The following is a 13,185-nucleotide window of genomic DNA, read 5'->3' on the forward strand; positions in this document are numbered from 1 at the left end:
GCTCAGTCCAGGCGGACGTCCGCCGCCTGGGCCACGGCCCGCAGCTTGATAAGCTCGCTGCGGATGAAGCCGCCGAATTCCTCCGGCCCCAGTGGCGCCGGGGTGGCGCCCTGGTCGATGATCCGGGCCGCCATCGGGGCGCCGCGCACCGCCTCCAGCACCGCCGCCGCCAGCCGAGCCACCACCGGCGCCGGGGTGCCGGCCGGGGCGATCAGCCCGGCCCAGCCCAGCACCTCGAAGCCTGGCAGCCCGGCCGCCTCGGCGACGGTCGGCAGCTCCGGCAGCTGCGGCATGCGCGCGGCCGAGGTGACGCCGAGCGCCTTCACCCGGCCGCCCTGGATATGCGGCAGCGCCGCCGCCAGGCTGTCGAACATCAGCTTCACGTTGCCGGCGATCAGGTCGGTCATCGCCGGGGCGGAGCCGCGGTAGGGGATGTGGTTCAGCCTGATCCCGGCCTGCTGGCAGAAGGCCTCCGCCGCCAGGTGCAACGAGCTGCCAGGCCCGCCCGAGGCATAGTCGAGCTGCCCCGGCGCCGCCTTGGCCCGGGCCACCAGCGCGGCCAGGGACTCGATCCCGGCGCCGGGATGCACCACCGCGATCAGCGGCGTGGTGAAGACCAGGGCGATGGGGACGAAGTCCCGCTCCACGTCGTAGGGCAGCTTCGCCATGACCGCGGGGTTGATGCTGAGCGGCCCGGAGCTGGCCATCCCGAGGGTATGGCCATCGGGCGCCGCCTTGGCGATCAGCTCCATGCCCGGCAGCCCGGCGCCGCCGGCCCGGTTGTCGACGACGAAGGGCTGGCCCAGCCGCTGGCCGAGCTGCTCGGACAGCAGCCGGGCCATGATGTCGGTCGCCTGCCCCGGCGGGAAGGGCACGATGACGCGGACCGGCCGGGCCGGCCAAGCGGGCTGCGCCCGGGCGAGGCCGGGCAGGAGGAGGGGGGTGGCGAGCAGGGACCGACGGTGCATGCCGCATGCTCCCGCAGCGGCCGGCCGCTGGCAAATCCGCCCCGGCGGCGGCCGCCGCCGCCGCCGCTCACGCATTGCTGTAAAGCGGGGTTGATCCGGCGCAAACCCGGCTCGTCCGCCATCCGCCACCCTGCCCGCCTCACTCGGGATGCAGGCCATGGTCAGTCACTTCCAGGATTTCGTCCGCCGGCACCTGGTGGAGACGGTGCCGGAGGCGATGGACCTCTGCCTGAGCTGCAAGCAGGCGCAGTGCAGCCCGGAGCATTTCCGCCAGTGCCGGCCGCGGCAGGACCGGGCCGAGGAGCTGCGGGCGGCGGAGGCGGCCCCCGCCCCTGGCCCCGCCCCTGGCCCCGCGGGCGGCCGGCCGCGGCGGTGACGCGGCGCCCCGGCTAGCGCAGGTCCCAGCCGATCCAGTCGCAGAGGCCGCGGCCCATCACCAGCTCCAGGTCGCGGCCGCGCAGCCAGGGCAGCTCCTCGGTGAAGAAGGTCACGCAGCGCCGGTAGCTGCAGGGCATCCGGGTGATGTCGGTGCCCCAGAAGAAGCGCTCCGGGCCGAAGGCGTCGAAGATCCGCTGCAGCCCGTCGTGCAGGTTGCGGTAGGGATAGGGCTCGGTCGAGTAGTGCGGCGCCCCGGTCGCCTTGACCGCGACATTGGGCAGCTTCGCCAGCGCCATCAGTTCATCGAGCTGGGCGAAGGCGGCCGCGTCCCGGCCGGTGCGGACCAGGCCGCAATGGTCGAGGATCAGCTTGAGGCCGGGATGCGCCTCGGCGATCCGGCGGAATTCCGGCAGGAAGAGCCCGCCCATGGTGGCGACCGGCAGGCCCTCCCGCTCGGCCGCCGGCCAGAGCCAGTCGAGCGTCCCGTCCCGCAGCCAGGCCTGCTGCTCCGGCGCGAGCAGCGCCCAGCGCAGGCCCTTCATGCCGGGCCGGGCACGCCAGCCGCGGATCAGGTGGCGCTGCGCCGGATCGTCGGGCGGGAACTGGCCCATCACCGCGAAGCGCTCCGGGTAGGCCCTGGCCGCCGCCTCCGCCTGGGCGTTGGAATCCGGGTCCCAGCTCGCCGGCGGGTGGATCAGCGCGGCGTCGACGCCGGCCGCGTCCATCTCGGCCAGCGCCTCCTCGGCGGTGAAGGAGGCGACCTTGCGGTGCAGGCCGGAGGGCATGCCCTGCGACCAGATATGGATCTGCGCATCGACGATCTTCATCGGTGTCCCCCCCGGGGTCGTGCCGCCGTTCAGCCGGCGAGCATCGCCTCCGCCTCCCGCACCACCGCCTCCAGCGCGCCGGGCGCGAAGGGCGAGACCAGCCCGGCGGAGGCGACCAGGGCCTGGAAGGGCGCGGCGCCGCCACGGCCACACAGGGCGACGTAGTCGGCCAGCGCCGCCGGTGCATCTTCCCGCGCCTTCACCCAGAACTGCAGGGCGCAGCAGAGCGCCAGCGTATAGTCGATGTAGTAGAGCGGCGAGTTGTAGATGTGCTGCTTGGCCTGCCAGCGGCCGCCCTTGGCGGGGTAGGCGAGGTCGCCGTAGTCGGTCCAGGGCATGTAGCGCCGCTCCAGCCGCTGCCAGATGGCGTGGCGCTCGGCCGGGGTCGCCGTCGGGTTGGCATAGACCTCGTGCTGGAAGTGGTCGACGCAGACGCCGTAGGGCAGGAAGGCGAGCGAGGATTCGAGGTGCATGCGGCGGAAGCGCTCGGCGGCCTCGGCGCCGACCAGCAGGTCCATGTGCGGATGGGTCAGGAATTCGAGGCCCATGGAGTGGATCTCGGCGGCTTCCATGGTCGGCCAGAGGTAGTCGATGCCGGGCTGGAAGCGGCTTTCCCAATTCTGGAAGGCATGGCCCATCTCATGGGTGAAGACGCCGATGTCGTGATGGGTGCCGTTGAAATTGGCGAAGATGAAGGGCACGCCGGCCGAGGGGAAGCTGGTGCAGAAGCCGCCCCCCGCCTTGCCCGGGCGGTTCTTCATGTCGAGGAAGCCGCCTTCGTTCATCAGCCGGTAGAAGCCGGCGAGGCGCGGATCCATGCGCTCGAACATCTCCTGCGCCGCCGCCACGAGCACGTCGTGGTCGCCGATCGGCTTGGGATTGCCGGCCGGGTCGATCAGCGCCTCGTCCCAGGCGTGCAGCCTGTCCCAGCCCTGCTGGCGGCGGCGGGCCTCCAGCAGCTTCGCCACCAGCGGCACGACATGCTCGGCGACCTGGTCGCGGTAGCGGGCGACATCGGCGGCGTCGTAGTCGACCCGGCGCATGCGGCGGTAGCCGAGCGGGATGTAATTCTCGTAGCCCAGCTTCAGCGCCATGCCGTGGCGCAGCGCGACCAGCTGGTCGTAGATCTCGTCGAGCTCGGCGCCGTGTCCGGCGAAGAAGTCCCAGCGCAGCGCCTCGGCCTGGTGGCGCTTGGCCCGGTCCGGGTCCTCGGCATAGGGCGCGAGGCCCGCGAGGTTGATGGTCCGGCCGTCGATCTCGAGCCTGGCCGAGGCCATCAGCGCGGTGTAGCGGGCGGTGAGCTTCGCCTCCTCCTCGAGGTCCTCGGCGATGGCCGGGTCGAAGGTGGTGATGTCCATCTCCCAGAGCCGCAGCGCATGGGCGCCGGCCAGGGCCTCGAGCCCGGCCCGGTCGGCCAGGCCCAGCAGGCGGCGCTTCAGCGCCACCTCATGGCCGGTCGCCTCGGGCGAGAGCGCGTCGCTGTACTCGCGGGCGGCCTTGGCCTCGGCATCCGCCGTGTCCTGGGCGAAGCGCAGGTGCACCAGCGCCGACCAGCTGTCGTAGTCGCGCCGCAGCGCATCCCAGGCGGCCAGCGCCGCGGCCACCTCCCCGGCATCGAGCCGGGCGTGGAGGTAGCCGTAGCTGGCGGCCAGACCCTCCCGCGTCGGGGTGGCGAAGGAGAGTTCGTCGAAGCGGGGTTCGGTCATGCGCGAAGGGCTCCGGGGGGCCGAGGCGAGCGAGGCTCAGGCGATCGGCGTGAAGTGGAAGACGGCGCAGGTCACGGCGTCGATGGCCAGCGGCAGGGAGATGGTATCCAGCGGCTGCGCCAGCGTGCCGTCCGGCAGGATGGCGCCGCCCGAGAGCAGCACCGCGAAGCCGGTGTCCCCGGAGCGGGGCGCGCGGATCTCGACGGCGTGGCGGACGCGGGCGCGGTCGGAGATGGCGTTGACCACCAGGCAGGGCCCGTCCAGCAGCCGGCAGCGGCAGGCGCGGCCGCCGTCGAAGGCGCTCGGCACCAGCGGCTGGTCGACCAGCAGCGGCGGACCCTCGGCGAAGTCGAGCGCGAAGCCATGGCCGCGCAGCAGGGTGATGGTGCGGTCCTGGCCCTGGTAGTCGGAGAACTCCGCCGCGGCGTCGAGCCAGGCGAAGCCGAGGAACCAGCCCGGGCCGCCGGCGATGTCGGCCTTGCGGCCGGCGCCGTTGCGCCAGGGGGAGACGGGCAGCTCGGCATGGCGCAGCAGCATGGCGGTCAGATCCCGCTGAGGGGTGGGAGGGTGTCCCGGAAGGAGGGGCGCTCCGCCAGGGTATCGAAGACGCGGGCCAGCGCCGGGTGGCCCTGCCGCCAGGGCCAGGCGCGGTGGCGCCGCTCGGCATAGCCGAGGGCGCAGCCGAGCAGGATATCCGCGGCATCGGGTCGGGCGGGGGCGGTCCAGCCTTGGGCCTCCAGCGTATCGGCGACACGGTTCACCCGCGTCGTCTCCAGCGCGATGACGCCGGGGGAACGCTCGTGCTCCGGCCGGCGCAGCTCGCGGTTCCAGACCGCCATGCCTTCCAGCAGCCCCAGCACCTGGCCGCAGCGGGACAGCGTGGCCGGCGGCAGCAGCGGGTAGGCGCCGCCGAGGGTATCGAGGTAGGGCAGGATCAGCGCCGTCTCGGTCAGCACCGTGCCGTCGGCCAGCACCAGGGTCGGCACCCGGCCGACCGGGCTATGCGGCAACACCACCGCCCCGGGATCGCGGAGGGTGGTCTCCCGCTCCGCCACCCGGGCCAGCAGGCCGGTCTCGCGCAGCGCGACCCGGACCGCGCGGGCATAGGGGGAGCCGGAGGAATAGAAGAGCTGCATCGGCCGGACTGTTGCCCGGCCGAGGCCCTGCGTCCAGCTAGCGAGGACGGCGCGGCGGGCCGGCGGGCCGCGCCGGGTAGGTCGGGCGCGGGCCCCCCTCCCTCGGGAAGGCCGACCGCGGCCGCGGGGTATCGGCCAACGGCGCCTCGGCCGGGATGATGCGGATATGCGCATCCTTCGCCTCGGTCGCGGGGCGGGAGGCGGCGGCGGCGAAGCGCTCGGCCGCCCAGGGGGCGACCTCGAAGCGGGTCTCCCGCTCCTGCACCTGGATGCGGCCGATGTCCTGGCGCGTCACGTTGCCGCGGCGGCAGAGGAAGGGCAGCACCCAGCGCGGGTCGGCATTCCCGTTGGTCCGGCCGAGGTTCATCTTGAACCAGGCGCCGGGGGCGCTCGGCCCGCCGTTGGGCGGCCGCGGCGCGCGGTCCTCGGTATAGGGCCGGGTCGGCCGGTCGGTGATCTCGGCGAGGTCCTCGGGCGCCGGCAACGGGCCGCGCATCACCCGCATCAGGGCGACGGCGATGGCCTCCGGCGTCTGGCTCTCGAGCAGGGAGCGGGCCAGGACGAGGTCGCCCTCGCCGGCTTCCTCGCCCGCCAGCTCGCCGGCCTGGACCAGGATGCGGGCATCATCCTGCGCCTTGATGGCGGCGGCGGAAGGCGCCGGACCCCAGGCGGCCTGCACCCGGGCCTCGTTCAGCAGCCGCTCGGCGGCCCGCCTGCGGTTGTGCGGCACCAGCAGCGCGCTGATGCCCTTGCGCCCGGCCCGGCCGGTCCGCCCGCTGCGGTGCAGCAGGGTTTCCGGGTCGTTCGGCAGCTCGGCATGGATGACCAGGCCGAGGTCGGGCAGATCGATGCCGCGCGCGGCCACGTCGGTCGCCACGCAGACCCGGGCGCGGCCGTCGCGCAGGCTCTGCATGGCGCGGTTGCGCTCGGCCTGGGACAGCTCGCCGGACAGCGCCACGGCGGCGAAGCCGCGTTCGGCGAGGTTGCCGTGCAGGCGCGTGACGGTGGCGCGGGTGCGACAGAACACGAGGGCGGAGCGCGCCTCGAAGAAGCGCAGGCAGTTCACCACCGCCCGCTCGATCTCGTGCGGGGCGATCAGCAGGCCGCGGTACTCGATGTCGCCATGCTGGGCGCCCTCGTCGCCGGCGGCAATCCGCAGCGCGTCCTTCTGGTAGGTGCGGGCGATGGCGGCGATGCCGTTTGGCACCGTCGCCGAGAAGAGGAAGGTGCGGCGCTCGGGCGGGGTGGTCTCGAGGATCGCCTCGAGCTCCTCGCGGAAGCCGAGGTCGAGCATCTCATCCGCCTCGTCCAGCACCACGGCGCGCAGGGCGGCCGGGCGCAGGTTGCCGCGCTCGAGGTGGTCGCGCAGGCGCCCCGGGGTGCCGACGACGATATGCGCGCCGCGCTCCAGCGCCCGGCGCTCGGCGATCGGGTCGGTGCCGCCGACGCAGGTGACGACCCGGCCGCCGGCCTTGGCATAGAGCCAGGCCAGCTCGGTCTGCACCTGCAGCGCCAGCTCGCGGGTCGGCGCCACCACCAGGGCCAGCGGGTTGCCGGGGTTGGGCAGGCGGTCGGTGTCGCCCATCAGCGTATGGGCCATGGCCAGGCCATAGGCGACGGTCTTGCCGGAGCCGGTCTGGGCGGAGACCAGCAAGTCCCGCCCCTCGGTCTCCGGCTGCAGCACGGCGGCCTGGACGGGGGTCGGTTCGGCATAGCCGCGCTCGGCGAGGGCGACCTGGAGGGGGGCGGGCAGCGGAGGAAAGGGCATGCGGTACTTTACGGACGGATGGCCGGGACGGGCCCGGCCATGACGGGAAAGGGATTCGGCACGGCGGTCAGGCGATGAGCTTCGAGCGGCGCTGCTGGCGCAGCACGTCCTCGATCCAGCGATCGAGGCGGGTGGTCTCGGCCTCGGCCTCGGCGCGCTCGGGATAGGCGCGTTCGAAGCGCAAGGCCAGCCAGCGCCAGGCGACCAGGCGCTTGTGGACCTTCTCGGCCCGCTCCAGCTCCTCCCGCGCGGCGCGCTCGGGCGCCGGCAGGCGGCCGGCCATCGGCGGCGGGACGGGGCGGCCGGCGCCATGCTCGATGGCCCAGCGGGCGAGGCGGGAGACGCCGTTGTCCCGCTCGTCGACCGGGCACAGCGCGTAGGTCCAGCGGTCCAGCAGGGTCAGGCCGGCGACGCCATCCACCGCGGTGGCGACGGCCATCGCCTGGGTCATGTCGGCCAGGCGGTAGTTCGGGTCGTCGGTGCGGAGCACGGCGCGCTTGATGCGGGCCAGCACGCCGAACAGGCTGTCCGAGTTGATCTCGGCGGCGACGGCGGCGACGATGTCGGCATCCGGCTGCACCTGCGGGCGGAGGTCCTCCGGCACGCCGGGCGCGGCGTTCAGCATCAGCCGGATGAAATCCGGGCTGCCGCCGCCGGCGAGCACGCTGACGACACCTTCCTCGTGCTGGCCGAAGCGCCCGGCCCGGCCGCCGATCTGCTTCACCTCCTGGCTGTTCAGCTCGCGCCGGCTCTCGCCGTCGAACTTCCGGAGCGTCGAGAAGACGACCCGGCGGATCGGCAGGTTGAGGCCCATGCCGATGGCATCGGTCGCCACGATCACGTCGGCGTCGCCGTTGCGGAAGCGGGCGGCCTCGGCGCGGCGGACCTCGGGGCTGAGCGCGCCATAGACCACCGCCACGCGCTTGCCGCGCTTGACCAGCTCGGCGCGCAGGTCGAGCACGTCGCGGCGGGAGAAGGCGACCAAGGCATCGCCGGTGCGAAGGTCACCGAGGCCGACCGGGGCGCGGGCGGCGGTCAGCGGGTTCTTCCGCTCCAGCTTCACCTCGTCCATGTCGTCGTCGCAAAGGCGCGCGATGCGGCGGACCAGCGTCGCGCATTCCGGGGCGCCAAGGACGAAGACCTCGCGCGCCGGGGCGCCCATGATGGCGGCGGTCCAGGCGGCGCCGCGGTCGCGGTCGCCGAGCATCTGCGCCTCGTCGATCATCGCCACGTCCACCGGGTTGTGGAAGGGGCACATCTCGACCGTCGCGGCCAGGTGGCGGCTGCCGGGGACCGGCATGCGCTCCTCCCCGGTCGAGAGCGAGGCGGCGACGCCGCGGCTGGCCAGCGCCTCGCGGAATTCGTGCGCCAGCAGCCGCAGCGGGGCAAGCGCCATGCCGCTGTCGGAGGTGGCGAGGCGGTCGAGCGCGGTGTGGCTCTTGCCGGAATTGGTCGGGCCGGTGACCAGGGTGATGCGGCGGTTGAGCGCGCGGGCGGTGGCGAAGTGGCCGGCGTAGCGGTCGAGCGCCGCCACCCGGGCGACGGCGGCATTGGCGCCGCGGCCGAGCTTCAGCGCCGGGGCTGCCGGGTTGCCGGGGCGCTTCCTGGTCTCGCGGGTGTCGGTCTCGCGCCAGGCCGGGATATTGGCCCGCAGCGCGGTGATCTCGCTGGGGTCGAATTCCCACTTCTCCTGGCCGTTGCCGCGGGCCGGGATGCGCCGGGCGACGGGGATGAGCCCGCCGCCGATCCATTTCAGCACTTCCTTGTCGGTGGCCCCGAGCAGGCCGGGCAGCGCGCGGAAGTCGACCAGGCTCCGCTCCCAGTCGCGCAGCCGCTGCACCTCCTCGCGGCGCTTGGCGCGCGAGGCGGCCTCGGCGTCGCGGGCGTCGCGGCGGCGGCGGGCCTCGATGGCGCCCATCCGGTCGAGGAAATCGACCTCGGCGTCGCCGGCCAGGCCGAAGCCGGCGGCGACGTCGCGGGCCAGGGCGGCATGGCGGTCGGCCGAGAGGGCGCTGCCGTTGGCCTCCAGCATCTCCGCGGCGATCGCCTCGAGCGCCGCTTCCGGCGTCGGGCCCAGCCCGCGCAGCCGGCTAGCGACGGCGGCATCGAGGGCCTCGACCAGGGTGGTGTCGTCCGGCTCCAGCACGGCGATGGCGGCGGCGGCGGCCTCGGTCTCGTTGCGGCGGACCCAGATCCGGCCGGCGCGGTTGGCGAGGTCGTTCAGCCGGGAGACCCAGCCGCGGCGGCGGGTCTCGATCAGCGCGGCGCGGATGGTCATGGCATCGGCCGGCATGCGGCGCTCGACGCGGCGGATCAGCGCCGGCATCTCCCGCGCCTCCACCGGGATGCCGGAGGCGAGGATGGCGGCCTCCGCCGGGGACACCCCGAGCAGGGGCACCGGGGCGGGGTCACCGGGAGCGGCGGCGGGAGCCGCGGCGGCCATCCGGGGGCGGGCGGGGCGGCGGGTGGGGCGTGTCTCGCGGTCCTGGCTATCGGCCGGGCCAGCGGCTGCACCATCGTATTCGGTCAAATCGGAAACTCCGCGACCGCGGAGGGGGTCGCGCAAAAGAACAAAGCCGGGGATCGGACCTGCTGGCGCCCTTCTAGGCGCAACCGGGGCATTTTGGCACCCCGTTCGGTCGCATGCCTCATATGGGGGCAGACCGCGGCTTTTCCAAGGCGCAGGGACGGCGCCGGCCGGTTGCCACCCATCCGGGGCCGGGCCATCGTGGCGGGAATGGATAGCAAGCGAACGATGGGCCGGCAGCCTTGAGTCCCTCCCCCGCGACCGGCGAGGCCAGCCGGGCCGCGCAGCAGGCGGCGGCGACGCAGAAGCTGGCGGCGGCGCACAACATCCCGCTCGGCATCCTCTCGATCTGCCTCGCCGGGCTGCTCTTCCCGGTCATGGGCGGCTTCGCCAAGATCCTCGGCACCGAGTACTCCTCGCTGCAGGTCTCCTGGGCCCGGGCCTTCGGCCATATCCTGTTCATGCTGGCGGCCTTCCTGCCGCGGCACGGCCTCGGGATGCTGCGGGCCCGGCGGCCGGGGCTGCAGCTGCTGCGGTCCTGCGGGCTCTTCACCTCCAACCTCTGCCACTTCTACGCCATCACCTTCATCCCCATCGCCAAGGCGGCGGCGATCAGCCTCACCGCGCCGCTCATCGTCGCGCTGCTCGCCTGGCCGATGCTGGGGGAGCGGACGACGCCGGTGCGGCTGGCGGCGCTGGGGCTCGGCTTCGCCGGGGTGCTGGTGGTGATCCGCCCGGGGGGCGAGGTCTTCCACTGGGCCTCGCTGCTCGTCCTGCTGAGCGCGGCCAGCTACGCGATGTACCAGATCCTGACCCGCAAGGTGGCGGGCATCGATTCGGCCGAGACCTCGGCGATCTACAGCAGCGTCATCGGCGCCTTCGGCATGCTGCTGGTGGTGCCCTTCGTCTGGCGCACGCCGGAGAGCTGGGCGCATGTCGGCATGTTCGCCGGCATGGGCGTGCTGGGGGCGATGGGGCACTACTGCGTGGCCCGGGCGCTGGGCTATGCGCCGGCCAACATCGTCTCGCCCTTCCAGTACTTCCAGCTGCTGGGCTCGGTCGCGGTGGGCTGGCTGTTCTTCGGCGACTGGCCGGATGCCGGCACCTGGATCGGCGGCGCGGTGATCGTGGCGGCGGGGCTCTGGCTCGGCGTCAGCCAGGCGCGGCGGCGGTGACGCCGCCGGCCGCCCGGCCGGGACGCTACTGGTCGTAGCCGTTGCGGCGGCTGTAGAGCAGCAGGCCGACCAACGCCGCCGTCAGCCCGAGGGTGAAGACGCCGCCGAGCAGCAGGGCGGCGATGCCATGCCCGCTCATCTCGGTGTCGCCGACCGCAGTCCAGCCGGCCCAGGCGGCATGGATGGCCAGCCCGAGCAGCAGCAGCCCCGGCAGCACCCAGAGACCGAGCTTCAACGCGTATCTCACGGCGACCCTTCCCCCTTGGCGTCGCTCCCGAGAATGGGCGCCCGGGGGCCGCGGTCCAAGGGCGGGCGGCTATTCCGCCGCGGCCGGCTGCAGCGACCGCGCCAGGATGGCGGCCAGGGTGTTCTGCAATTCCCAGGCCCGCAGCGGCTTCTCGACATGCGCATCCATGCCGGCCGCCAGGCAGGCGGCGATCTCGGCCGGGGTGGCGCTGGCGGTGACCGCCAGGATGGGCACCCGGCCGCGCGGCCCAGGCGCGGCGCGGATCCGGCGGGCGGCGGTCAGCCCATCCATGACCGGCATGTGGACGTCGAGCAGCACCGCGTCCCAGTCCCCGGCCAGCGCCGCCGCCACCGCCTGGGCGCCGTCGGCGACCACCTCCACCGCATGGCCGGCGCCGGTCAGCAGGGCGCGGGCGACCTCGCGGTTGACCAGCACGTCATCGGCCAGCAGCAGCCGCAGCGGCTGACCGAGCGGCAGGAGCGGGCGCGGGCCGGAGTCCGGCTCGGCGCCGGGAGGGGCAGGCGGCAGCGGCAGCTCGACCCAGAAAAGGCTGCCCCGGCCGGGCTCGCTCTCGACCCCGATCGCGCCGCCCATCAGGCCGACCAGCCGGGCGGTGATGGCGAGGCCGAGTCCGCTGCCCTCGGCCTGGGCGGCGCCGGGCAGGCGCATGAATTCCTGGAACAGCTGGGCCCGCTCGGCCTCGTCCATGCCCGGGCCGGTGTCGCTGACCTCGAAGCGGGTGGCACCGGCCGCGCCGGGCCGGATGCGCAGCACCACCTCGCCGCGGGGGGTGAATTTCACCGCATTGGCCAGCAGGTTGAGCAGGATCTGGCGCAGCCGCAGCGCATCGGCGGCGACCCAGCCTGCCGCGCCGGGCGCCAGCTCGACGCCGAAGCGGAGGCCCTTGCCGGCGGCGGTGGGGCGGATCAGCGCGGCGCAGGCCTCGGCCAGGCCGGCCAGGCGGACCGGCGCCGGCACCAGCCTGACCTTGCCCGCCTCGATGGCGGCGAGGTCGAGCAGCTCCCGGATCATCGCCATGAGGTGCTCGCCGCTGGCGGTGATCTGCTCGGCGCAGCGCCGCTGCATCGGGCTGAGCGCGGGGTCGGCGACGAGCAGCTGGGCATGGCCGAAGATGCCGTTCAGCGGGGTGCGCAGCTCATGGCTCAGCATCCCGACGAAGCGGGTCTTGGCGGCGCTGGCGGCGACGGCGACGTCCCGGGCGGCGGCGAGGGCCTCCGCCAGCTCCGCCAGCTCGGCATGCTTGGCCTCCAGCTCCGCCCGATGCGCGGCGAGGCGGGCGGCCATGCCGTTCACCTCCCCGGCCAGGGCGCCGAGCTCGCCGCCGAGCGGGCCGATGCTGGCCCGGGCGGCGAGGTCGCCCCGGGCGATGCGGCGGACCGCCCTGGCGAAGCGGGCCATCGGCCGCAGCACCATCCAGTGGCCGGCGGCCAGCGCCAGCAGCAGCGCCAGCAGCGCCGCGCCGCCGGAGAGCAGCAGGACCTGGCGCTGCAGCGCCCGCACCGGCGCCAGCAGCCCGACCGGATCCCGCCCGACCAGCACCACGGCGCGGGTGCCGGGGATGGGGGCGAAGCCGAAGACGCGGGGGATGCCGAGCAGGCCGGTGCCGCTGGCATGGCCCGCGCCGCCCTGCAGCGCGACGGCGAGGGCGGTGCCCTGCAGGCTGCGGCCGATCATCTCGGGGGCGCTGGGATAGCGGGCCACCACGGCACCGCCGGCATCGGCGAGCAGCATCACGTCGGCGCCGTCCGGCACCTGCGGCCGGGCGAGGTCGCCGAGCTGGGCAAGGTCGAGGCCGGCCACGACCAGCCGGCGGACGCCGCCATCGGCGCCGAGGATCGGCTGCACCGCCATGACCATGGGCCGCGGCACCAGCCCGCCGGCGACCAGGTCGGACAGGACGAAGCCGCGGCTGGCGAGGGCGGTGCGGAACCAGGGCTGATCGGCGAGGCCGGCGCCGCCGGCCGCCGCCGGCTGGACGGTGCAGACCGGCTTGCCGTCCGCGCCGTAGACGCCGAGGGCCTGCTGCCAGGCGGCATGGCCGCCGAGGCTGGCCAGCACCGGCCGGCACTCCTCCGGCGTCCCGTCGCGCAGCGCCGGCAGCCTGGCGATGGCGGCGAGGAAGGTCTGGGCCTGACCGATGAGCGCGGCCTGCTCGCGGGCGGTGTTGCGGGCGAGGCCGGCCAGCGCCTCGCCGGCCTCCTCCAGGCGGTCCTCGGCGGTGCGCCGCTGTTCCCAGAGCGTCAGCAGCGCGGGCGGCAGCACCGCCAGCAGCACCAGCGCCAGGAGCCGGAGCCTCCAGCTGCCGAGGCGGCGCGCCCAGCCACCCGGCCGGCGAGGAAGGAGAGATCCAGGACGCACGCCTCACACCTCATGAGTGGGCCGATGGGCCTGAGGCGGAATGATACGACACTTCCGCGTGAGATCAACCTAAA

Annotated in this window: 11 protein-coding genes; 2 read left to right on the forward strand and 9 right to left on the reverse strand. The window is 74.4% G+C overall.

Annotated features, from left to right (window positions below; genetic code table 11):
- Positions 1–2: 2 nt before the first annotated feature.
- A complete protein-coding gene (locus QWZ14_RS21400; RefSeq protein WP_290318924.1) occupies positions 3–968 on the reverse strand; it encodes a Bug family tripartite tricarboxylate transporter substrate binding protein in 966 nt (321 codons plus the stop codon).
- 157 nt (positions 969–1,125) lie between these two features.
- Here QWZ14_RS21400 and QWZ14_RS21405 point away from each other — a divergent pair, with 157 nt between their 5' ends.
- Positions 1,126–1,344: a hypothetical protein gene (locus tag QWZ14_RS21405; RefSeq protein ID WP_290318926.1), complete on the forward strand. Its 219-nt coding sequence runs from the start codon at positions 1,126–1,128 to the stop codon at positions 1,342–1,344.
- Between the two features lie 13 nt (positions 1,345–1,357).
- On the opposite strand, the gene QWZ14_RS21410 is transcribed toward QWZ14_RS21405, so the two are convergent.
- The 6 genes from QWZ14_RS21410 to QWZ14_RS21435 all read right to left on the reverse strand — a co-directional run bounded on the left by QWZ14_RS21410 (position 1,358) and on the right by QWZ14_RS21435 (position 9,313).
- Complete coding sequence (locus tag QWZ14_RS21410; protein WP_290318928.1) at positions 1,358–2,173, reverse strand: amidohydrolase family protein; 816 nt, start codon at positions 2,171–2,173, stop codon at positions 1,358–1,360.
- 29 nt (positions 2,174–2,202) lie between these two features.
- Positions 2,203–3,879 (reverse strand): M3 family oligoendopeptidase, encoded by a 1,677-nt coding sequence (locus QWZ14_RS21415; RefSeq protein WP_290318929.1) that lies wholly within the window; start codon positions 3,877–3,879, stop codon positions 2,203–2,205.
- A gap of 36 nt (positions 3,880–3,915) precedes the next feature.
- On the reverse strand, positions 3,916–4,416 hold the full coding sequence (locus QWZ14_RS21420; protein WP_290318930.1) for a HutD/Ves family protein: 501 nt from the start codon (positions 4,414–4,416) through the stop codon (positions 3,916–3,918).
- A gap of 5 nt (positions 4,417–4,421) precedes the next feature.
- Positions 4,422–5,015: a glutathione S-transferase family protein gene (locus tag QWZ14_RS21425; protein WP_290318931.1), complete on the reverse strand. Its 594-nt coding sequence runs from the start codon at positions 5,013–5,015 to the stop codon at positions 4,422–4,424.
- A 37-nt stretch (positions 5,016–5,052) separates the two neighbouring features.
- Entirely contained in the window at positions 5,053–6,783 is a 1,731-nt protein-coding gene (locus QWZ14_RS21430) for a DEAD/DEAH box helicase (protein ID WP_290318932.1), read from the reverse strand.
- Between the two features lie 67 nt (positions 6,784–6,850).
- Positions 6,851–9,313 carry a helicase-related protein gene (locus QWZ14_RS21435; protein ID WP_290318933.1) on the reverse strand — a complete coding sequence of 821 codons (2,463 nt, stop codon included), beginning with the start codon at positions 9,311–9,313 and terminating at the stop codon, positions 6,851–6,853.
- A 239-nt stretch (positions 9,314–9,552) separates the two neighbouring features.
- On the opposite strand from QWZ14_RS21435, the gene QWZ14_RS21440 reads away from it, so the two are divergent.
- Positions 9,553–10,485, forward strand: coding sequence for a DMT family transporter (locus QWZ14_RS21440; RefSeq protein ID WP_290318935.1), 933 nt, complete (start codon positions 9,553–9,555; stop codon positions 10,483–10,485).
- 25 nt (positions 10,486–10,510) lie between these two features.
- Here the strand turns inward: QWZ14_RS21440 and QWZ14_RS21445 are convergent, their stop codons facing one another.
- Positions 10,511–10,732 (reverse strand): hypothetical protein, encoded by a 222-nt coding sequence (locus QWZ14_RS21445; protein WP_290318936.1) that lies wholly within the window; start codon positions 10,730–10,732, stop codon positions 10,511–10,513.
- A gap of 69 nt (positions 10,733–10,801) precedes the next feature.
- Entirely contained in the window at positions 10,802–13,111 is a 2,310-nt protein-coding gene (locus QWZ14_RS21450; RefSeq protein ID WP_290318938.1) for an ATP-binding protein, read from the reverse strand.
- Positions 13,112–13,185: the final 74 nt, after the last annotated feature.

Origin of the sequence: Paeniroseomonas aquatica, assembly GCF_030409335.1 — a bacterium.
Lineage (GTDB): Bacteria > Pseudomonadota > Alphaproteobacteria > Acetobacterales > Acetobacteraceae > Belnapia > Belnapia aquatica.